Source organism: Planktotalea sp. (assembly GCF_050633725.1).
Taxonomy (GTDB): domain Bacteria; phylum Pseudomonadota; class Alphaproteobacteria; order Rhodobacterales; family Rhodobacteraceae; genus Planktotalea.
Window position 1 is genome coordinate 106,098 of the sequence record NZ_JBOEHB010000012.1, and the last position, 22,102, is coordinate 128,199.

The following is a 22,102-nucleotide window of genomic DNA, read 5'->3' on the forward strand; positions in this document are numbered from 1 at the left end:
CACTTTCACTTGCCCTCTGGACCCTTTCGCGCCGCTCCCCTAGCCTATCCAAATGCTGCGCTACGCCCTCAAACGCTTGCTGTCCCTCGTGATAAGCCTAATCATCGCCAGCTTCGTCATTTTTCTGGTGATCGAGGTGGCGCCCGGTGATCCCGCGAGCTTTATGCTTGGGCTAAATGCACAGGAAGACACGCTGAATGCGCTGCGCGAGGAACTCGGGCTGAACCAGAGCAAGCTGGAACGCTATCTGACGTGGACCTTTGGTATGTTGCAGGGCGATTTTGGCACCTCTTATACCTACCGAACACCTGTTGCGCAGATGGTGGCGGATCGGCTCTGGGTGTCCTTGCCCTTGGCGCTTTTTGCGCTCGCGATTTCAACCCTTATTGCCTTTCCTGCGGGCATTTACGCGGCCTCGCGGCGTGGTGCGCCGGGGGATGTCGCGGTCATGGGGGCAACGCAACTGGGCGTCGCAATCCCGAATTTCTGGTTCGCAATGATGTTAGTCTTGGTCTTCGCGATCAACCTGCGCTGGTTCTCTGCAGGTGGCTTTCCTGGATGGGAAGACGGGCTTTTCGCAGGCCTTAAAGCGCTTACGTTACCAGCCATCGCACTGGCGCTACCCCAAGCGGCTATCCTAGCGCGCGTCATGCGTTCCTCGCTCTTGGATATTCTAAATGAGGATTTCATCCGCACTGCCCGCGCAAAAGGTCTGTCACGTCGCCAAGCGCTCTGGCGTCACGCGCTGCGCAATGCGCTGATTCCAGTATTAACCATCATTGGTCTGCAATTTTCGTTCCTGCTCGCAGGGTCGATCATTATTGAACAAGTTTTCTACCTGCCCGGACTTGGCCGCCTCGTGTTCCAATCCATTTCCCAGCGCGATTTGATCGTGGTTGAAAGCGTCGTGATGCTGCTGGTCTTTGCGGTCATCATGGTGAACTTCTTCGTCGACCTTGCCTACGCATGGGTCGATCCACGCCTGAGGTCTCGCACATGAAGTCGCGCAATCTCATCCTTGGCGCCTGCCTTTCTGCGCTCTTTGTTGCTGCGGCTCTGGTCAGTTTCATCTGGACGCCTTTTGACGTGGCCCAGATGAATATCCCTGCAAAGCTGCAAACCCCGAATGGCACCCATTGGCTGGGAACGGATCATTTTGGGCGTGACATTTTCTCGATGATCATGGTCGGCGCGCGCACTTCTATTGCCGTCGCTTTGGTCGCTGTGGGCATTGGCATGGGGATTGGCATTCCTCTTGGGCTTGCCGCAGCCGCACGTCAGGGGAGCCTGTTGGATGAAATCATCATGCGCGGCAATGATCTGGTTTTCGCCTTCCCGTCACTGGTGATTGCCATCCTCATCACTGCTGTTTTCGGCCCCGGCGCGATCAATGCGATCATAGCGATTGGCATCTTTAACATCCCTGTTTTCGCCCGCCTCACGCGCGGTGCAGCGCTTCCGCTTTGGCAGCGGGAATTTATCATGGCAGCGCGCGTAGCGGGCAAAGGCGTCTCGCGTATTTCGCTGGAACATATTCTGCCTAACGTTGCGAACCTGTTGATCGTACAAGGCACCATCCAGTTCTCGCTTGGAATTCTTGCCGAAGCGGGTCTGTCCTATGTAGGTCTTGGTGCACAACCGCCCTTGCCAAGCTGGGGGCGCATGCTTGCGGATGCGCAAACGATGGTCAGCTTTGCACCTCACCTCGCGCTGATCCCAGGCGGAGCAATCATACTCACTGTGCTTGGCCTCAATCTCATGGGCGATGGCCTGCGTGATCTGCTTGACCCCCGTATCAGGGTAGAACGCACATGAGTCTGTTAGCGATCCAAAACCTGAATCTTTGCATTCATGGCGCTGACATTCTTCACGATGTCAGCCTCAACGTGGACCAAAACGAGATTGTCGCCATCACAGGCGAAAGCGGATCAGGAAAATCGCTTACGGCGTTTTCTGTTATGCAATTGCTGCCGCGCGGAACCATTACAACAGGGTCGATCAAGCTAGATGGTTCAGAGCTTTTGAATGCACCCGATGATGCAATGTGCAAGCTTCGCGGCAACGAAATTGGCATGGTCTTTCAAGAACCGATGACCGCGTTGAATCCGCTCAAAACTATCGGCGATCAGGTGATGGAAACCGTTCTACTTCACACCAGCTCGAGCCGCACTGAAGCGCGTTTACTCGCAGAACAAACACTAACACGCGTTGGTTTGCCCCCTGACACCTACGGCCTTTCCCGTTTTCCGCATGAGCTCTCTGGTGGACAACGACAGCGCGTTGTTATCGCGATGGCCATTGCACTGCGGCCCCGCTTGCTTATCGCAGATGAACCGACGACTGCCCTTGATGTTACCACACAGGCGCAAATTCTAGAGCTGCTCAAGAGCCTTGTTCAAGATGATGGAATGGGTCTTTTGATGATCACGCATGATCTGGCGGTTGTATCGGATATCGCTGATCGCATTGTCGTCATGCAGCATGGCAAAGTGGTTGAAACTGGCGCAACGCGTGCGCTGTTTTCGAATATGCAACACCCCTATACGCAGTCCTTGTTTGCCGCGTCTTCCCATAAAGTGGACCTGCCCAAGGCACCGCCGCGTGATGATGCCTTGCTTGTCGTCAAAGATGCCTCCCGCGACTACCCCAAAACGCGCACAAAGCTGTTCGGCCCGCGCGCCTATACGCGCGCAGTACGCGAGATTAGTTTCACGCTCCACAAAGGCGAGCGCATTGGTTTAGTCGGGGAAAGCGGATGTGGAAAATCGACCCTAACGCGGGCTATTCTCGGGCTAGAACCGTTGCAAGGCGGTTCGATCACCGCCTTTGGGCGCCCCGTCGGGCCAGATATGCCAGCGGCACTACGTTCCGGTTTGCAAGTGGTTTTCCAAGATCCCTACGGTAGCTTCAATCCCCGACACAAAGTGTCGCGCATTGTCACTGAACCCTTCCACTTGCTGCCTCATCCACCACACGGCGTTGAACGGCAAAACCGCATTGACGAAACGTTGCTTGCTGTCGGTCTTCACCCTTCGGATGCCGATAAATACATCCACGCATTTTCGGGTGGGCAACGCCAACGCATCGCGATTGCACGTGCATTGATCATCCACCCTGAGTTGATCATCTTTGATGAAGCCGTCAGTGCTTTGGATGTGTCGATCCGCGCGCAAATCCTTGATCTGATCTCAGAGCTGACCCAAAGCCACGATCTAAGTTATCTGTTCATTAGCCACGATCTAAGCGTTGTGCGCACCATCACCGATCGCGTGCTGGTGATGAAAGACGGCGAGATTGTCGAAGATGGCGAGACCGAGCAGGTTTTCACCAACCCAAAGCACGCCTACACTGCAAGCCTGATCAAAGCTGCGCCAACCCTTCCTGATGTGAAAGCTCACGCCGATGCCCTTGCCTAGTTTACCCTTCAACACAGCGCATTGCTTTATCGATGGCGCGTGGCGCGCGCCTGTCGCGGGTTCAACGCTCTCGCTCTTCAATCCCTCTGATGGCACGGAGCTTGCCCCGATCGCACGCGGTCAAAGTGCGGACATAGATGCCGCTGTCAGTGCAGCCCAAGCCGCACGGGATGGTGAATGGGGCAAAGCCAGCGCGCTTGAGCGCGGGCGCATTTTGACAAAGATTGGCCAGTTGGTTCTTGAGCACGTTGATTTGCTCGCTGAACTTGAAGCACTCGATGTTGGAAAACCCCTGAGCCAAGCGCGCGCAGATGCAATCGCTTTGGCGCGCTATATGGAGTTTTATGGCGGCGCTGCGGATAAAGTTCACGGTGAAACCATTCCGTATTTAGATGGCTACACGGTCTATACATTGCGCGAACCGCATGGCGTGACGGGGCACATTGTGCCGTGGAATTATCCCATGCAAATTATCGGGCGCTCTGTCGGCGCAGCGCTTGCAATGGGCAATGCAGCGGTATTGAAGCCCGCTGAAGAGGCCTGCCTGACTGCTCTTATGTTCGCAGAAATCGCGAACATGGCTGGCTTGCCAAGTGGCGCGCTTAATGTCGTACCCGGCCTAGGCGCAGAAGCAGGCGCCGCGCTTTCCGCGCATTCAAACGTTCAACACATTTCCTTTACCGGCTCTGTCGCAACAGGGGCTTTGGTGCAGCAGGCCGCTGGCACAAACACCGTCCCCGTTACATTAGAGCTGGGCGGAAAATCCCCTCAGTTGGTATTTGAAGACGCCGATTTGGACGACGCGCTTCCTTTCTTGGTGAACGCAGGCATTCAGAACGCTGGGCAAACTTGTTCTGCCTCCTCACGTATCCTTGTTCAGCGTTCTCGATACGAAGACGTCGTTGCAGCAATGTCCGAGCGATACAAAACGCTTCAAGTCGGCCCAGCAGCAGAGGATTTAGATCTAGGTCCGCTTATTTCGAAGCGACAAAAAGAGATCGTCACGAAATTTTTGGATCAAGGCAAAGACCTGCAAGTCGCAGCGATTGGGACAATCATCGAGAGTGCCCCGATTGATGGCTCTTATGTTGCCCCACATCTTTTGCTGTGCCCTGATCCAAGCCACCCTCTCGCGCAGCAGGAAATCTTTGGTCCCGTCCAAGTGATCATCCCGTTTGATAACGAGGCCGACGCCATCGCAATCGCCAATGGCACTGACTACGGCCTTGTTGCAAGCGTCTGGACCCAGAATGGCGCTCGTCAGATGCGTCTCGCAAAAGCGTTAAAGTCCGGTCAGGTCTTTATCAACAATTACGGTGCTGGTGGCGGCGTAGAGCTTCCATTTGGCGGAGTTGGAAAGTCGGGCCATGGCCGCGAAAAAGGCTTTGAAGCACTTTATGGTTTCTCGTCACTCAAGACAGTAGCTGCAAAACATGGCTAGGGTCGCGGTTCTCATACTACTTTGTTTCTGCGCGATGTTCGCGGCGGCTGCCTTTGGCGCTCTGCACAATCAGATCAGCTTCACCGTTGGCGCAAGCTATTTTTACGACGTGAAGTTTGCTCAATTCAGAATTGATCCCGTGATCCAAAATCGCATAGGGGCGAGCGTTGTTGGCGTACTCGCAAGTTGGTGGATGGGCCCGCTTATGGGGCTTCCAGCCTTTACGCTTGGCGCATTTACCCAAAAGGGACGACGGCGTTTTTTCTACGCGGGTCTCAAAGCAATTTGGGTTGCAATAGCTATCACAGCGATTACCAGCTTTGTTGGTCTCGCCTTTGCTCATATTGCCGATGTTAACGCGCTGGTTGGCTATCTACCAATGATCGACGCCTTTGCCGATCCGATAGGGTTTGTGCGCGCAGCGATCATGCATGAGGCCAGTTATTTTGGCGGTGCACTCGGCGCCCTCGGCGCGCTTTACGTTATGTGGCGCGCTCGCGAAACCCGTCCCCAGACAGGAGAAGACAATGCGACTTCAATCTAAAACCGCAATTGTAACAGGCGCAGGATCGGGCTTTGGCGCGGGCATCTCTCGCAAATTTGCAGCGGAGGGCGCGCGGGTGCTCGTCGCAGACATAAATGCCGACGCCGCCCGAGAAATTGCAGATGAAATAAGCGGTGTCGCCTGCGCTGTTGATGTTAGTGATAGCGCCAGTGTTCAAGCGATGGCGAATCAAGCGATTTCTGAATTTGGCCACGTCGACATTGTCGTCAACAACGCGGGCGTAACTCATTTGCCAGCGCCCCTCGACACAATTTCGGAAGAAGATTTTGACCGCGTATTCGCTGTAAATTGCAAATCTGTTTACCTTATCGCAAACGCCCTCACCGCGCACATGAAGGCCAGGTCTTCTGGAACGATCTTAAATGTCGCCTCTACCGCTGGTGTCAGTCCGCGTCCAAACCTAAGTTGGTATAACGCGTCCAAAGGCTGGATGATCACTGCGACCAAAGCCATGGCCGTTGAGCTTGCCCCGTTTGGCATTCGCGTTAACGCACTCAATCCAGTCGCAGGTGAAACTCCTTTGCTTGCCTCCTTCATGGGGGAAGACACGCCAGATCGCCGCGCGCAATTCCTTTCGACCATCCCAATTGGTCGCTTTTCGACGCCCGAAGACATGGGCAATGCTGCCTGTTATCTTTGCTCCGATGAAGCCAGCATGATCACAGGTGTTTGCATGGAGGTTGACGGCGGTCGCTGTATCTAGCGGCAACCCCATCCGTCCCAAATCCCCTTTTGAGGCTTTCAAACAATGCAACCAGGCTCCCTAAATCTTATCACTGATGTACAAGGTCTCACCGTTGGCCATGCCCAAGACGTTGCGCTCAAGTCGGGCACGACTGTGCTTACCTGTGATACGCCGCTGACGTCTTCGGTGCATGTTATGGGTGGCGCACCCGGCAGTCGCGAGACCGATTTGCTGGCCCCTGACAAATCTGCGCCGGGTGTGGATGCCTTTGTGCTCTCTGGCGGATCTGCCTTTGGCCTTGATGCAGCCAGCGGTGTGATGCAGGGCTTGCGTGATAAGGGGCGAGGGTTTCCTGTTCATACTGCACGCGTCCCAATCGTGCCTGCGGCAATCATTTTCGATCTGATCAACGGCGGCGACAAAGATTGGTGCCAAAGCCCTTATCCAGCGCTCGGTCAAACCGCGCTGGCTTGCGCTGAACGCAATTTCGCGCTTGGCTCGCACGGCGCGGGTACAGGCGCAATGAGCGCAATGCTTAAGGGTGGCGTCGGCTCTGCTTCGCTCGTTTTAGACAGCGGCGTCACTGTTGGCGCGCTGATGATCGCCAATCCCATCGGTTCAGTAACAACTCCCGGCGAGGCGCATTTTTGGGCTGCTCCCTATGAGATCGACGGTGAGTTTGGCGGCCTCGGCCCTGATCCACGCAGCGGCCTTGGACGCGATCTGAAGTCCGACAAAATCACCGCTATGATGCGCCAAGCGAACACCACCATCGGAATTGTCGCCACAGATGCCAAACTATCTAAAGCGCAATGCAATCGCATCGCGATCGCAGCCCATGATGGCATCGCGCGCGCCTGTATGCCAGCTCATACGCCAATGGATGGTGATCTGATCTTCTCAACAACTACTGGCACAAAAGCCCTCGCCGCACCTGATCTGGAACTTGCGATGATAGGCCATGCCGCCGCCCTTTGTGTGAGCCGGGCGATTGCGCGTGCTGTCTATGAGGCAACGCCATCTAAAAGAGATTTACTGCCCACGTGGCGCGAAAAGAATGGACGCTTGTAAATGCCCTTTCTGAAACTCCCAGATATCGACCTGCACTATGAGATCGAAGGGGATGGCCCACCGATTGTCCTCGCCGCAGGTATGCTCAGCGATAGCGCAAGTTGGAGTTCTTTGCTCGACCCTTTGGCAGAGCATTTTACCGTGATCCGCCCCGACAATCGCACGACAGGTCGAACAACACCAACAAACGCCGACACGTCACCGCCGAAATGCGCAAAGGACATACTCGCGCTTCTAGACCATCTCGATTTGCCAAGCGCGCAAATCATCGGGCATTCCATGGGGGGATACATATCCGCTGAACTAGCCGCGCTCGCGCCAGAGCGCACCGCATCGCTCACGCTGCTTTGCAGTGCACCGATGAACTTGCCGCGCTCTTGGCACTTGTTTCAAACGTTTTGCGATATCCGCGCGAGCGGCCCTGAGGGGCTTTGGCTGCGCAGCCTCTTTCCTTGGCTGTTTCACCACAGCTTTTTCGACATTCCAGCTCAGGTCGATGGCGCAGTGGCCGCCAGCCTTGCCTACCCGTATGCCCAGAGCGCTGAAGCGATGCAGCACCAACTCAACTCCATTATTGGCTACGATCCTTCCCCGCTTACAGCGCAGATACAAACCCCGACCCTTGGGTTGCTCGCGCAGAACGATCTCATCGTACCCCACCGCGATGCGCTGGATTTGCTCACACAAATCCCGCAGGCTCAGGTTCACACGATAGAGCACTCGGGACACTCGATCCATTGGGATGCGCCGGGCGCAGTTCTGTCACATCTCATCCCGTTTCTAAAGGAACATGCAGATGACACATGACCGTTTTGGCAACGACATCACACCCTGCACCCCTGCCACAGAGCAAGCGCTCGATGATTTCGTGCATGGCTTTCTCGCCTATCAGCCCAAAGCCGCGAACATTCTTGCCGCTGCCGAAGCCGCCCCCGATCACGCGCTCACTAATGCCTACGCGGGTATGCTCTGGATGTTCCTTGAGGCCCCTGCCGCTGCCGAGAATGCCGCACCCTATATTGCGCGCGCGAAGACCGCGAAAACCGCCAATGCGCGCGAAAAATCCATAGTTCAAATTGTTTCCACGTGGGTCTCTGGCGATGTGCCAGAAACCATGCGCCTCAGCGAAGCGCACGCGGATAAATTCCCCAGCGATCTCGCGAATATCAAGCTCTCGCAATACCTCTATTTCAACGTCGGTGATGCGCCCTCAATGCTGCGCGTTGGGCTGAAAGCCGAACTCGTTGATGCGCCATATCTTCATGGCATGATCGCCTTTGGCTACGAGCAGTGCCACCAGCTAAAGCAAGCCGAGGCCAGCGCCCGCCTCGCAATCGAGATTGAACCCAATGATGCTTGGGCGCATCACGCGATTGCCCATGTGATGCTCACGCAGGGGCGCATCGTTGAGGGCGCAAAGTTCATGGAAGACATGGCCCCACGTTGGGAAGGCCTTAACAGTTTCATGTATAGCCACAACTGGTGGCACCTTGCGCTGTTTTACATTTCCATGGGCCAGCATGACGCGGTGCGCGCCGCCTATGACACCCATGTTTGGGGGCTGGAGAAAAGCTTTGCGCAGGATCAAATCGGAGCTGCCTCTCTGCTCGCGCGAATGGAACTTGCAGGCATCGGCGTTGAAGATCGTTGGCAGGACGTCGCAGATCACATTGCCCAGCGCGGCGCAGACACCACACTGCCATTTCTCACGATGCAATACCTCTATGCGCTGGGGCGCTCAGGCGATCCCATGGCCGATACCTTGATCAGTGCGATCAAACAAAAGGCCAGCGCACCGGGCTTTGAGCAAGAGGTCTGGCAACAGGTCGCGCTACCTGCTTGCGAGGGTCTGCTCGCCTATACGCGCGGAGATTTCGAAACCGCGGTGCGTGAACTTGGCCTTGCCTTGCCACGCATGGCCGAAATTGGCGGCAGCCACGCCCAGCGAGATTTGTTCGAACAGGTTCATCTGGATGCGCTGATGAAGACGGATCGCCTCGCGCAAGCCCAACAAGTTTTGGAAATGCGCCGCACCTTCGATCCTGACGGTATCCCGCTCAATCGCATGCTGGCGGAAGTTTACCAAAAAACGGGCCTAAAAGACCTCGCCGAAGCTGCCCTATCTCGCGCGCCGCACTAAGCTTCTTCTCTCCAAAAATATCCTCGCCGAAGGCTTCGGTTTTCTCTGAAAATCGAATTAAACCTCTTCGACCTGCATCACACCATCAAGGCTCTTGAGGGCACCTTTGATCTGCGGGTTCACAGGGAATTCGCGACCCAGATCGACCTCGACCTCACCGGGCAGGCTGCTGTCCATCAAGCAAAGCATAACAGGTCCACGCGCGCCCTGCTTCACGGTTTCCTGCGCGCGGGTGAGTACCGATGAGATATTCGGCAAAGCCCCCGCATCTTCGACGAAAATCTTCAACGCCGTTTGCCCCGCATCCGCGACAGCCACGTCAATCGGAGCCACAGAACGACCAAGCAACTTGAGTTGATCGCTTTCCATGGTGGCTTCGACTGTGACGACAACCTTCGCGCCCGTCTCCAAATACTCGCGGCACTTATCCAGCGTGTCAGAGAAGAGCGTTACCTCGTAGGCGCCGCTCGTGTCACTCAGCTGCGCAAAGGCAAAACGATTGCCGCGCGCGGATTTGCGTTCTTGGCGCCCCGCAACAACCCCTGCGAGTTTGGCTACCAACGCGCCGCCTTCAGCTTTCGCAGTCACTTCGTCCAGCGTCATCACGCCCTTGCGTTTCAGCGGTGCCATATAGTCATCAAGCGGATGACCAGACATATAGAAACCAACAGCGCGGAATTCTTCATTAAGGCGTTCCGCAGGCATCCAGTCCTGCACAGGGCTGAGGCGTGGTTCAGGCAGATCGTCGCCAGCTTCGCCAAACAAAGACACCTGATTAGAATTCTTCTGATCAAAGATCGCACTGGAATAACTGACCAACCCATCAAGGCTGTCAAAAACGCGGCGGCGATTTGGATCAAGCTGATCAAAGGCCCCTGAACGCGCAAGCATTTCCAGCGGACGCTTGCCCACTCGCTTGAGATCAACGCGGCGCGCAAGATCAAAGAGGGTCGCGAAAGGTTTACCCGCACGCCCCTCGACAACCAGTTTCATCGCCTCAACGCCGACGTTTTTCAAAGCGCCCATCGCATAGACAAGCGCGCCATCGACGACCTTGAAGGTCGCATCAGAGCGGTTCACGCAGGGCGGCACCCACGGCAGGTCGAGACCCTTTTTGACCTCTTCAAAGTAGACTGCCAGCTTGTCCGTGAGATGGATATCGCAGTTCATCACACCGGCCATAAACTCGACCGGATGGTTCGCTTTGAGCCATGCGGTTTGATAGCTGACCACCGCATAGGCGGCGGCGTGGGATTTGTTGAAACCGTAGTTGGCGAATTTTTCCAGAAGGTCGAAAACTTCCGAGGCTTTCTTGGCCGGCACGCCATTTTCCTTGGCACCCTTTTCGAACTTGGGGCGCTCCTTCGCCATTTCTTCGGCGATCTTTTTACCCATAGCGCGGCGCAACAAGTCAGCGCCACCTAGCGAGTAACCCGCCATAACCTGCGCAATCTGCATAACCTGTTCTTGGTAAACGATAATACCTTGGGTTTCTTCGAGGATATAGTCGATGAGGGGATGCACCGACTCGCGTTCTTTGAGACCGTTTTTAACTTCGCAATAGGTCGGAATATTCTCCATCGGACCGGGGCGATAAAGCGCCACGAGGGCAACGATATCTTCGATACAGGTGGGCTTCATCCGCTTGAGGGCATCCATCATGCCCGAGCTTTCCACCTGAAACACCGCGACGGTTTTCGCGCTGGCGTAGAGCTTGTAGCTCGCTTCATCGTCCAGCGGAATCGCATTGATATCGTCAATCGTCCCTTCTGCCGGAACATAAAGTTCAGTTCCATCCGCCGCGACATGAAGATGGCGACCACCCGCAGAAATCTGCTCCATCGCGTTCTGAATGACGGTCAGGGTCTTGAGACCCAAGAAGTCGAACTTCACTAGCCCCGCTTGTTCCACCCATTTCATATTGAACTGTGTCGCAGGCATGTCCGAGCGCGGGTCTTGATAAAGCGGAACCAGCGCATCAAGCGGGCGATCCCCGATCACAACACCAGCGGCGTGGGTCGAGGCGTTTCTCAGCAGTCCTTCGACTTGCTGGCCATAGTTTAGCAGCCGCTCAACAACTTCTTCATTACGCGCTTCTTCACGCAACCGAGGCTCATCCGCGAGGGCCTTTTCGATGGAAACGGGTTTGACGCCTTCAACAGGGATCATCTTACTTAGGCGATCCACCTGCCCGTATGGCATCTGCAAAACGCGGCCAATATCGCGCACGGCGGCTTTGGAGAGCAGAGCACCAAAGGTGATGATTTGCCCGACTTTATCGCGGCCGTATTTCTGCTGAACGTATTGGATCACCTCTTCACGGCGATCCATGCAGAAATCGATATCGAAGTCCGGCATCGAAACACGTTCGGGATTGAGGAACCGCTCAAACAGAAGCGAATAGCGCAGCGGATCAAGGTCGGTGACGGTCAGCGCATAGGCCACGAGCGAACCCGCACCAGAACCACGGCCCGGCCCAACAGGGATGTTGTTGTCCTTGGCCCACTGGATAAAGTCTGCAACGATGAGGAAGTATCCGGGAAAGCCCATTCCCTCAATGATACCCAGTTCGAAATCGAGCCGTTCTTGATATTCCTCCACGCTCACTGCGTGGGGGATCACCGCGAGGCGTTTTTGCAGGCCCTCATTGGCGATGCGGCGCAGTTCCGCGACCTCATCGTCCGCAAATTTCGGCAGTATCGGATCACGGCGATAGGCCTGAAACGCGCAGCGCTTGGCGATTTCGACCGTATTCTCAATCGCTTCTGGCAGGTCGGCGAAGAGCGTGACCATCTCTTGTTGCGATTTGAAATAGTGCTGCGCGGTCAGTTTGCGGCGCGGGTCTTGCTGATCCACATAAGCGCCATCGGCAATGCAAATCAGCGCATCATGCGCCTCGTACATATCCGATTTCGGGAAATACACGTCATTTGTCGCGACCAACGGGATGCCCTTGGCATAGGCCATTTCGACAAAGCCGCGCTCGGTCAGGCGTTCAGATTCGGGCAAGCCACCGTCCACGGGATGACGTTGCAGCTCGACATAAAGTCGATCGCCAAAGGCGCTATGAAGACGATCCATCAAGGCTTCCGCAGCGGGCCGCTGCGCGCCTTGCAGCAGCTTACCAATCGCGCCCTCGGGGCCACCAGACAGACAGATCAGGCCTTCGTTTAACGTATCCAATTCATCCAAAGTGACCTGCGGCAGCTGCCCGCCCTTGTCGACGTAGAGACAAGAGTTCAGCTTCATCAGGTTTTCATAGCCGCGCTCGTTCTGCGCAAGGAAAACAAGCGGGGCGGGCGCTTTGGGGCGCTCACCGGGTTGCACGGGGAGATAGGCGATATCGACCTGACAGCCGACGATAGGCTGAACGCCAGCGCCCGATGCACCAACCGAAAACTCAAGCGCCGAGAACAGGTTGTTGGTATCCGTGACGGCAATCGCGGGCATGTCCATCGACTTGCACAGATCGGGCAACTTTTTCAGCCTGAGCGCGCCCTCTAGCAAAGAGTATTCGGTATGGGTGCGCAGGTGAATGAATCGGGGGGCGTTTGTCATTCAGCAAGGATATGACGCGTCACGTCCCGTTGAAAGGGCAAAGCTTTTGTATCGGTGACTAATTAGTTAGCCAAATAGATAACTGTCTTGACTCCGCCGCAAGAAGCGCAATAGTTAGCAATATGACTAACAATATTGATCAAGTCTTTTCTGCGCTTGCCGACCCGACACGGCGCGCCGTTGTCGAACAGCTGACCAATGGTGCGGCTCCCGTAAGCGAATTGCACGCCCCGCATGACATGGCGCTGCCGACATTCTTGCGGCATCTAAAAGTGCTTGAGAAAAGCGGGCTAACCCAATCGGAAAAAACAGGCCGCGTGCGCGTTGTGAGCGTTAAGCCAGACCAGCTAGACATGCTGGACGCTTGGCTAAAACAGCAACGCAGCGCTTGGAATGGGCGTCTTGATCGCTTGGATCGTTTGGCGCAGCAATTAGAGAGGACTAAATCATGACCACAGACACCGGAAGCTTTGATCTGGAACGCGCAATGCCTTTGGCACCAGAGCAGCTTTGGCATGTTCTCACCGATCCAAAGATGCGCGAACGCTGGGGCGCGCCAAGCGACGACATGGTCTTGAGCGTTGTCAAAAGCGATCTGAAAGTCGGAGGAATTGAACGCCACATTTGCGGGGCCAAAGACAATCCAGATTTCGAAGTTGAAACACGTTGGTATCGACTGGATGCGCCAAATGACGCCACATACACCGAAACGCTTGAGTTTGGCGGCAGCGCTGTAGGAACCTCTTTAGTCACTTACCGCGTCGAAGAAAAAGCCGCCGGTTCCATGCTTTACGTTCATGTTTCGGTTGCGTCTTTCAGCGGCCCGGATGCAACGGGCGAGTTTAAAGAAGGTTGGGAAGGTGGTTTGCACAACCTTGAGGCACTCGCACAGGAATTGGCGTCAAATTAAGGTTCGCTAACCTAACCTGCCCGTCAAAAGCCTTGCCAAACGCCAAAACTGTTGCTTAGCTGACCGTCAGAAACGCCCGCTTGAGCTTCTACGCCGCATCGAAGTTGAGCAAATATCAGGGCAATGGTACCGCGGCGGGCATAAAGCATGAGCATCAAGTTTCTTCTGAATGGAGAGACGGTGGAGCTATCCGAGGACAATCCTACGGTTACTCTGCTCGATTGGCTGCGCGAGACGCGTCATCTTACTGGAACCAAAGAAGGCTGTAACGAAGGGGACTGCGGTGCTTGTAGCGTCATGGTCACCGACGCAAACGGGGCCAGAGCGCTCAACGCGTGCATTTTGTTCCTACCGCAACTGCATGGCAAAGCCGTGCGCACAGTTGAGGGGATGAGCGGCCAAGATGGAACATTGCATCCTGTCCAAGAGGCGATGATAGAACACCACGGATCGCAATGTGGGTTTTGCACACCAGGATTCATCAGCTCAATGGTTGCTGCGCATACCGCAGGTCGCACAGATCATGATGTGGTTTTAGCCGGCAATCTCTGTCGCTGCACTGGTTACGCACCGATCATTCGCGCGGCAAAAGCCGCTCAGGAGGCGGAAACACCTGATTGGCTAAATGACGCGCCTGACGTTCTAAAAGAACCACCGCTGGAACGTTCTCCAGAAACGCTCGAAGCTCTTGCAACGCTATATGAGGCGGAGCCGAACTCTACGCTTATAGCAGGCGCAACGGACGTTGGGCTTTGGGTTACAAAGCAACTGAGAACGCTGCAAACGCCAATCTTTTTGAACCGCTGTTGGGACTTGAAGCGCTTTGCCTTTGAAGGCGACGTGATCCGCATTGGAGCGTGCGTTTCAATGGCATCGCTCTATGAAACGCTTTCGATCTATCATCCATCCTACGCCGAATTGATCCGCCGATACGGATCGGAGCAAGTGCGCCAAGCCGCAACCATTGGCGGTAACATCGCGAATGGATCTCCGATTGGAGACAACCCTCCTGCGCTCATCGCGTTGGGGGCAACGTTGCATTTGCGAAAAGGTGATGCACAGCGAAGCATGGCAATCGAAGATTTCTTCATCGCTTACGGCAAGCAAGACCGGCAAACAGGCGAATTTGTTGAGGCCGTGAGCATACCCAAGGCAGCAAAGGCTCTGCGCTGTTACAAACTATCCAAGCGATTTGATCAGGACATCTCTGCGCTTTGTGGTTGCTTCAACATCGATGTCGAAGGTGGCGCGATTGTCTCCGCCCGCATTGCATTTGGCGGCATGGCAGGCATCCCGCAAAGGGCCAAAACCGCGGAAGCCGCTTTGCTTGGAAAGCCATGGAATGAAACGACTATTAGCGCTGCGTGCAATGCCTTGGCAGCGGATTACACCCCACTGTCAGACATGCGTGCTTCGGCCGAATATCGCATGAAAACTGCGCAAAACATGCTACGGCGCTATCATGCGGAATTATCTGGTGCCGCAACCTCGGTATTGGAGGTTCACCCATGAGCGTTGCAAAGCCCCTGCCCCACGACGCCGCAAAACTCCACGTCACTGGAACAGCGCGCTACATTGATGACATTCCTACACCACACGGAACGTTGCATTTGGCCTTTGGACAAAGCGAAATTGCACATGGTGAGATTACCGAGCTCAATCTTGATCGCGTCCGAGAAGCCGAAGGCGTAGTTGCCGTCCTGACCGCGCAGGATCTTCCGTTTGAAAACGACGTCAGCCCCTCTGCACATGATGAGCCGCTGTTGGCGACGGGCACGGTCCACTATGTTGGCCAACCAGTTTTCCTTGTAATCGCAACTTCGCATTTGCTTGCCCGTAAAGCGGCTCGGTTGGGTCAAATCACATATAAGGAACGCCCTGCACTGTTGACGATTGAAGCGGCGCTTGAAGCAAACAGCCGCTTTGAAGAAGGCCCTCGCGTTTATGAAAAAGGGGATGCAAGGACAGCCATTGCCGCATCGTCTCATGCGGTTAGCGGCACTCTGGAAATGGGCGGGCAAGAGCACTTTTATCTCGAGGGCCAAGCCGCCCTCGCATTGCCGCAAGAGGCGGGTGATATGCTCGTGCATAGCTCGACCCAACACCCAACCGAAATCCAACACAAAGTAGCAGAAGCCCTTGGTGTTCCCATGCATGCAGTCCGCGTTGAAGTGCGCCGCATGGGGGGTGGATTTGGCGGCAAGGAAAGCCAAGGAAACGCTTTGGCTGTTGGCTCTGCCATTGCTGCGCGCCTAACGGGGAAACCCTGCAAGATGCGCTATGATCGCGATGACGACATGGTCATCACAGGAAAGCGGCATGATTTCCGCATTAAATATGAAGCAGGATTTGACGAGACGGGCCGCCTGAAAGGTGTCAGTTTCATCCAATATACCCGCTGCGGATGGGCTTTGGATCTGTCTCTTCCAGTTGCGGATCGCGCAATGCTTCATTCAGACAACGCTTATCTGTTAGAAAACGCGCGCATTGAAAGCCACAGGCTAAAGACGAACACACAAAGCGCAACCGCTTATCGGGGATTTGGTGGACCCCAAGGGATGCTTGGGATCGAGCGCGTGATGGATCACGTCGCGCATGATTTGGGCCTTGATCCACTAGAGGTTCGACGCGTGAACTATTACAATCCGATGGCGGATCAAAGCAGCGCGAGCGACGCAAATATTTCTAGTCAGGGGGCACCACAAACCACGCCCTACGGGATGGAAGTTGAGGATTTCATATTACACGAGCTGACTGATGCCTTGGAGATTTCGTCAGACTATCAAGCACGGCGATCAGCTATCGCAGAATGGAATGCCAAAAACCCGATATTGAAGAAAGGGATCGCGCTTACACCGGTAAAATTCGGCATTTCCTTTACGCTGACCCATCTGAACCAAGCAGGCGCTTTGGTGCATGTCTATTCGGATGGCTCGGTTCATTTGAACCATGGCGGCACCGAAATGGGGCAAGGCTTGTTCCAAAAGATCGCTCAAGTCGCCGCCTCGCGCTTTGGGATTGATGTCGGCGCGGTGAAAATTACGGCGACGGACACAGGCAAAGTTCCAAACACCTCCGCGACAGCAGCTTCGTCAGGCACTGACTTGAATGGCATGGCGGTCAAGGCCGCTTGCGATACCATCCGTGATCGAATTGCCAAATTTCTAGCGAGTCACTTTGCCCAAGCCGACTCTGACATCGCATTTAAAGGTGGGCGCGTTATTGTCGGCAAGGACAGCATGAGTTTTGCAGAGGCGGCCACGTTGGCCTATCAAAACCGTATCTCGCTATCCGCGACGGGCTTTTACAAAACACCGAAAGTTGCTTGGGATCGCATCAAAGGACAGGGTCGACCGTTCTTCTACTTTGCCTATGGTGCCTCTGTGAGTGAAGTGGTGATCGACACTCTTACTGGCGAGAACCGCATCTTGCGCACCGACATTTTGCACGACGCTGGCGCGTCGTTGAACCCCGCGCTGGACATCGGCCAAGTCGAAGGAGCCTATGTGCAAGGCGCTGGCTGGCTCACGATGGAAGAACTGGTTTGGGATGAACGGGGGCGCTTGCGCACACATGCACCCTCGACCTACAAAATTCCGGCCTGTTCGGATCGGCCTGAAATTTTCAACGTCACCCTCTGGAACGGTGCAAACATAGAAAAGTCGATCTACCGATCAAAAGCAGTGGGTGAGCCGCCTTTCATGCATGGAATTTCTGCGATGATGGCGATTTCGGACGCTATAGCGGCGTGTGGTGCGCCTTACCCGTCACTTGATGCACCGGCGACCCCTGAACGTATTTTGAAAACCATCGAGCAGGTGCGCGATGGGGTTTAATCTCGATATCTTACAAAAAGCGGTGAGCCAACACGGCCGCATCGCGCGCGTTGTTATAGCTGATGTCAAAGGCTCGACCCCGAGAGACGTTGGTGCGTCCATGTTAGTTTGGAGCACAGGTCAAAGCGGCACAATCGGTGGCGGCGCGCTGGAGTTTGAATTGGCGAAACAAGCGTTGACAGTTCAAGGAAGCCGCCTTTCCTCGCACGCGCTTGGCCCCGAGCTAGGCCAATGCTGCGGAGGCGCTATAAGCATTTTGACTGAAGTTTTTGATAGCAAGTCGCTGCCAACACCCAGCAACGGCGTTTTCGCACGCCCGATTGATACCGCCACAGAGGCACCACTGTCCGTTCAGCGGCTCATTTCTGACGCACGTGGGAAAGGGCAAACGCCTGCGACACAGCTCATTGATGGCTGGTTCATTGAACCCATTGAAAAGCCGCACCGCGATTTGTGGATCTGGGGCGCGGGTCATGTGGGCCGTGCAATGGTGCATACCCTACATCCGCTGGGCGAATTTGCGATCACATGGATCGATACATGTGAAGCACGGTTTCCTAGAGAGATACCTGAAGGAATCACCAAGCTACTTGCCGTTCGCCCAGAAATGCTCGTCGCGCGCGCGCCAAGAGACGCCCAGCACCTTATTCTAACCTACTCACATGCGCTGGATCTGGAGTTATGTCATCAATTCCTTTGCCACGACTTTGATTTCGTTGGACTTATCGGCTCAAAGAGTAAATGGGCCCGCTTTCGCAATCGATTAACCGCTTTGGGTCATACCGATGGGCAAATTTCTCGCATTACTTGCCCCATTGGCGATCCGAATCTTGGGAAACACCCGAACGCCATTGCGATTGGGGTCGGCTCTCAACTATTGACAGGGCGATCTAGCGCCAAAGAACAAAGGACCATCGCGTGAGTGAACCACTGTTGCGCCTTAATGGCCTAACCAAAGCCTACCCCGGGGTCGTCGCCAATAGCGAAGTATCCTTCGATATTCACGCGGGTGAGGTGCATGCCTTGCTTGGTGAAAACGGCGCGGGCAAATCCACTTTGGTCAAAATGATCTACGGTTTGGTAAAACCTGATAGTGGCACTATGGCGCTGAATGGGGTTGGCTTTGCCCCCCTCGCCCCAAGTGCTGCGCGCCAATCAGGTGTTGCGATGGTGTTCCAACATTTCTCGTTGTTTGACGCATTGAATGTGGCCGAAAACATAGCGCTCGGAATGGAAGACGCGCCCAAACAACGTGATTTGGCCGCAAAGATCAAAGAAGTGTCCCACCAATATGGCCTGCCCTTAGATCCGTTTATGCGGGTTGGCGATCTATCCGCTGGAGAACGCCAGAGGGTAGAGATTATTCGGTGCCTGCTGCAGGATCCCAAGCTGCTTATTATGGATGAGCCAACATCTGTTTTAACTCCTCAAGAGGTGGAAATCCTGTTCAAAACCTTGAGGCAACTAAAGGCAGAGGGCACAGCGATCCTCTACATTTCACACAAACTCGAAGAAATTCGCAGCCTATGTGACACGGCGACGATATTGCGGCTCGGCAAGAAAGTTGCGACCTGCACACCAGCCGAAACCAGCGCCAAAGAGCTTGCCGAGATGATGGTCGGCGAAACGTTGCATGTGCCGTCAAGAGAGGCTGGCGAATTCGGGGCAGCGTTGTTGAGTGTTAGCGCCCTTTCACTGCCTGCGCCCAGCGAGTTTGGCACCGCCTTAAAAGATATCAATTTTCAAGTGCGCGCAGGAGAAATTCTTGGCGTTGGCGGCGTTGCTGGAAACGGTCAAGACGAACTGCTCGGCGCGCTCTCTGGCGAGGTGAGCAGCGCTAACGGAAATGTAACGCTAAAAGAGAGCGATATCAGCAAACTCGGACCGCAAGCGCGGCGCGCATTGGGTGTGCTTGCAGCGCCAGAGGAACGCCTCGGTCATGCTGCGGTGCCTGACATGAGTCTCACTGAAAACGCGCTTTTGTCCGCAGCCGTGCGTAAAGGTATGGTTTCTTCTGGTTTCTTAAACTGGAGCAAGGCCAAGGACTACGCAAACGAAGTCATCGAAGCTTTCGACGTGCGCACGCCGAGTTCTGCAAATGCAGCGCGTTCACTTTCTGGCGGAAATCTACAGAAATTCGTTATTGGACGCGAAGTTCTGCAAGATCCAGAAGTCTTGATTGTGAACCAGCCGACTTGGGGCGTTGACGCCTCAGCCGCCGCTGCGATCCGGCAATCCTTGATGGATTTGGCCGAAAAGGGAGCCGCCCTTGTCGTCATCAGTCAGGATTTGGACGAGCTAATGGAAATATCCGACAACTTCGCAGCCCTTAACGAAGGGCGATTGTCCCCAGTTCGCCCCGTTCAAGGGCTAACTGTCGAAGAGATTGGCCTGATGATGGGCGGTGTACATGACCATAGCGCACCCAATATGGAGGGCGCGGCATGATCCGTCTCGAAAAACGCGCGCAACCGAGCCAATTTTGGACGCTCGCAACCCCGTTTCTAGCCGTTCTATTGACGATGATCGTAGGCGGCATCATGTTCGCCGCTCTTGGAAGTGATCCGTTTGAAGCGATCCGGATTATTTTTTGGGACCCTCTCTTTAGCGAGCAATTCGCGGCATACTCTCGCCCTCAGCTCTTGGTGAAAGCAGGGCCGCTGATCTTGATCGCTATTGGCCTCTCGCTTGGGTTTAAAGCGGGTATCTGGAATATCGGTGCGGAAGGGCAATACATCATCGGCGCCATTTGCGGTGCGGGTATGGGCCTTGCGTTTTATCCCTCTGAAAGCTTCATCATCTTTCCGTTGATGGTCCTTGCTGGCGCGCTTGGGGGTTGGGCTTGGGCGATGATTCCGGCGGTTCTAAAAACACGCTTTGGCACAAACGAAATCCTCGTTTCGTTGATGTTGGTCTATGTTGCTGAAGCGTGGCTCGCATCTGTGTCCTCTGGGCTTCTCAAGAACCCGGATGGCATGGGGTTTCCCGGCTCTCGCAATCTAGCGCAACATGCGGGCACGGCCAATTTGGAGATCATCTCTGGCACAGGCATGCACTGGGGGGTTCTAACCGCCTTTCTTGCAGTAATATTCGCTTATGTTTTACTCTCGCGCCATATGCTCGGGTTTCAAATTCGCCTTGCTGGCGAAGCCCCACGCGCTGCACGTTTTGCGGGTGTGAACCCCAAACGCATCGTGTTTCTGTGCCTCGGGTTGGCTGGCGCGCTCGCAGGTATGGCAGGCATGTTTGAAGTTGCAGGGCCTGCAGGTCAGATCACCATCGACTTTAACTCCGGCTATGGGTTTACCGCCATTATCGTCGCATTTCTTGGACGATTGCATCCTATCGGCATACTTTTTGCAGGACTTTTGATGGCCCTCACCTATATCGGCGGAGAGTTGGCATCACTTATGCTCGGCATTCCATCTGCTGCGATTCAGCTCTTTCAAGGCATGCTGCTCTTCTTCCTTCTCGCAACGGATGTTTTCATCAACTTTCGTATTCGAATGAGCAAACGGGAGGCCGTGTAATGGATCTTTCTTCTATCAATCCCGTTCTGCTGATTGCCTCACTCATGGTGTCTGCGACTCCTATTCTTTTGGCCGCGATTGGCGAGCTTGTTGTCGAAAAATCTGGCGTTCTCAATCTTGGCGTTGAAGGGATGATGATCACTGGCGCAATCTGCGGTTTCGCGATTGGCGTAAACACAGGTTCACCTGCTTTGGGCTTTATGTTTGCAGCGGTTTGCGGCGCTTTGCTCTCGCTCGCGTTTGGCATCCTGACGCAATACCTTTTGTCGAACCAAGTCGCGACCGGCCTTGGTCTCACACTGGTTGGACTGGGGCTAAGTTCGCTTATCGGAAAGCCATATGAAGGTATGAAATCTCCTACCTTGCAAAAAATGGAGCTGCCGATCCTTTCCGACATTCCCGTCGTTGGCAAAATGCTTTTCTCGCATGATCCGATGGTCTATTTCTCCGTCGCTTTAGTGGCCTTCGTTTGGGCTATGCTGAAATACTCCCGCGCAGGGCTAGTGCTTCGCGCTGTCGGCGAGAGCCACGATGCCGCGCATGCCCTAGGCTACAAGGTTGTGCGCATTCGGATATTGGCAATCTTGTTTGGCGGTGCCTGCGCAGGACTGGCAGGGGCGTACATCAGCCTTGTACGTGTTCCGCAATGGACGGAAGGGATGACCGCGGGCGCCGGTTGGATCGCACTCGCAATCGTCGTCTTCGCAAGCTGGAAGCCATGGCGTGTCTTGATTGGTGCGTATCTTTTCGGCGGCGTTACAGTCCTACAGTTGAATCTACAGGCCGCAGGCGCGAAGGTGCCGGTCGAGGTCTTGTCGATGTCACCTTATCTGATAACTATTGCTGTGCTCGTCATAATCTCTGCGCGCGGGAATCACGGCGCACCAGCAGCACTTGGCAAAATTTTCCACGCCTCTCGCTAAAACGAGCGGCAGAACAACTCACCATCC

General features: G+C 54.9%; 18 protein-coding genes. 17 read left to right on the plus strand and 1 reads right to left on the minus strand.

What is annotated here, in order from left to right; all coding sequences use genetic code 11:
• Nucleotides 1–52 precede the first annotated feature (52 nt).
• The 9 genes from ACRBCU_RS11545 to ACRBCU_RS11585 are packed head-to-tail and all read left to right on the plus strand — an operon-like array spanning nucleotide 53 to nucleotide 9,318.
• Nucleotides 53–1,000 (plus strand): ABC transporter permease, encoded by a 948-nt coding sequence (locus ACRBCU_RS11545; RefSeq protein WP_431365536.1) that lies wholly within the window; start codon nucleotides 53–55, stop codon nucleotides 998–1,000.
• Entirely contained in the window at nucleotides 997–1,815 is an 819-nt protein-coding gene (locus ACRBCU_RS11550) for an ABC transporter permease (RefSeq protein WP_431365537.1), read from the plus strand. The genes ACRBCU_RS11545 and ACRBCU_RS11550 overlap by 4 nt, the downstream gene beginning before the upstream one ends.
• Entirely contained in the window at nucleotides 1,812–3,416 is a 1,605-nt protein-coding gene (locus tag ACRBCU_RS11555; RefSeq protein WP_431365538.1) for an ABC transporter ATP-binding protein, read from the plus strand. The genes ACRBCU_RS11550 and ACRBCU_RS11555 overlap by 4 nt, the downstream gene beginning before the upstream one ends.
• Nucleotides 3,403–4,857, plus strand: a complete 1,455-nt coding sequence (locus tag ACRBCU_RS11560; RefSeq protein WP_431365539.1) for an aldehyde dehydrogenase family protein — start codon at nucleotides 3,403–3,405, stop codon at nucleotides 4,855–4,857. The genes ACRBCU_RS11555 and ACRBCU_RS11560 overlap by 14 nt, the downstream gene beginning before the upstream one ends.
• Nucleotides 4,850–5,401: a hypothetical protein gene (locus ACRBCU_RS11565; protein ID WP_431365540.1), complete on the plus strand. Its 552-nt coding sequence runs from the start codon at nucleotides 4,850–4,852 to the stop codon at nucleotides 5,399–5,401. Before ACRBCU_RS11560 ends, ACRBCU_RS11565 begins: the two co-directional genes overlap by 8 nt.
• Nucleotides 5,385–6,125, plus strand: coding sequence for an SDR family oxidoreductase (locus ACRBCU_RS11570; RefSeq protein ID WP_431365541.1), 741 nt, complete (start codon nucleotides 5,385–5,387; stop codon nucleotides 6,123–6,125). The genes ACRBCU_RS11565 and ACRBCU_RS11570 overlap by 17 nt, the downstream gene beginning before the upstream one ends.
• A gap of 45 nt (nucleotides 6,126–6,170) precedes the next feature.
• Nucleotides 6,171–7,178, plus strand: coding sequence for a P1 family peptidase (locus tag ACRBCU_RS11575; protein WP_431365542.1), 1,008 nt, complete (start codon nucleotides 6,171–6,173; stop codon nucleotides 7,176–7,178).
• Nucleotides 7,179–7,985: an alpha/beta fold hydrolase gene (locus tag ACRBCU_RS11580; RefSeq protein WP_431365543.1), complete on the plus strand. Its 807-nt coding sequence runs from the start codon at nucleotides 7,179–7,181 to the stop codon at nucleotides 7,983–7,985.
• Nucleotides 7,975–9,318 (plus strand): tetratricopeptide repeat protein, encoded by a 1,344-nt coding sequence (locus tag ACRBCU_RS11585; RefSeq protein ID WP_431365544.1) that lies wholly within the window; start codon nucleotides 7,975–7,977, stop codon nucleotides 9,316–9,318. Before ACRBCU_RS11580 ends, ACRBCU_RS11585 begins: the two co-directional genes overlap by 11 nt.
• A 57-nt stretch (nucleotides 9,319–9,375) precedes the next feature.
• Here the strand turns inward: ACRBCU_RS11585 and dnaE are convergent, their stop codons facing one another.
• Nucleotides 9,376–12,876 (minus strand): DNA polymerase III subunit alpha, encoded by a 3,501-nt coding sequence (gene dnaE, locus ACRBCU_RS11590; RefSeq protein ID WP_431365545.1) that lies wholly within the window; start codon nucleotides 12,874–12,876, stop codon nucleotides 9,376–9,378.
• 122 nt (nucleotides 12,877–12,998) lie between these two features.
• Here dnaE and ACRBCU_RS11595 point away from each other — a divergent pair, with 122 nt between their 5' ends.
• The 8 genes from ACRBCU_RS11595 to ACRBCU_RS11630 all read left to right on the plus strand — a co-directional run bounded on the left by ACRBCU_RS11595 (nucleotide 12,999) and on the right by ACRBCU_RS11630 (nucleotide 22,075).
• Nucleotides 12,999–13,328: an ArsR/SmtB family transcription factor gene (locus ACRBCU_RS11595; RefSeq protein WP_431365546.1), complete on the plus strand. Its 330-nt coding sequence runs from the start codon at nucleotides 12,999–13,001 to the stop codon at nucleotides 13,326–13,328.
• Nucleotides 13,325–13,786 carry an SRPBCC domain-containing protein gene (locus ACRBCU_RS11600; protein WP_431365547.1) on the plus strand — a complete coding sequence of 154 codons (462 nt, stop codon included), beginning with the start codon at nucleotides 13,325–13,327 and terminating at the stop codon, nucleotides 13,784–13,786. Before ACRBCU_RS11595 ends, ACRBCU_RS11600 begins: the two co-directional genes overlap by 4 nt.
• A 147-nt stretch (nucleotides 13,787–13,933) precedes the next feature.
• On the plus strand, nucleotides 13,934–15,298 hold the full coding sequence (gene xdhA / locus ACRBCU_RS11605) for a xanthine dehydrogenase small subunit (protein ID WP_431365548.1): 1,365 nt from the start codon (nucleotides 13,934–13,936) through the stop codon (nucleotides 15,296–15,298).
• Nucleotides 15,295–17,622: a xanthine dehydrogenase molybdopterin binding subunit gene (gene xdhB / locus ACRBCU_RS11610; RefSeq protein ID WP_431365549.1), complete on the plus strand. Its 2,328-nt coding sequence runs from the start codon at nucleotides 15,295–15,297 to the stop codon at nucleotides 17,620–17,622. Before xdhA ends, xdhB begins: the two co-directional genes overlap by 4 nt.
• Nucleotides 17,612–18,544, plus strand: a complete 933-nt coding sequence (gene xdhC / locus ACRBCU_RS11615) for a xanthine dehydrogenase accessory protein XdhC (protein ID WP_431365550.1) — start codon at nucleotides 17,612–17,614, stop codon at nucleotides 18,542–18,544. The genes xdhB and xdhC overlap by 11 nt, the downstream gene beginning before the upstream one ends.
• A complete protein-coding gene (locus ACRBCU_RS11620) occupies nucleotides 18,541–20,070 on the plus strand; it encodes an ABC transporter ATP-binding protein (RefSeq protein ID WP_431365551.1) in 1,530 nt (509 codons plus the stop codon). Before xdhC ends, ACRBCU_RS11620 begins: the two co-directional genes overlap by 4 nt.
• Nucleotides 20,067–21,152 carry an ABC transporter permease gene (locus tag ACRBCU_RS11625; RefSeq protein ID WP_431365552.1) on the plus strand — a complete coding sequence of 362 codons (1,086 nt, stop codon included), beginning with the start codon at nucleotides 20,067–20,069 and terminating at the stop codon, nucleotides 21,150–21,152. The genes ACRBCU_RS11620 and ACRBCU_RS11625 overlap by 4 nt, the downstream gene beginning before the upstream one ends.
• Nucleotides 21,152–22,075, plus strand: a complete 924-nt coding sequence (locus ACRBCU_RS11630; RefSeq protein WP_431365553.1) for an ABC transporter permease — start codon at nucleotides 21,152–21,154, stop codon at nucleotides 22,073–22,075. The genes ACRBCU_RS11625 and ACRBCU_RS11630 overlap by 1 nt, the downstream gene beginning before the upstream one ends.
• Nucleotides 22,076–22,102 lie beyond the last annotated feature (27 nt).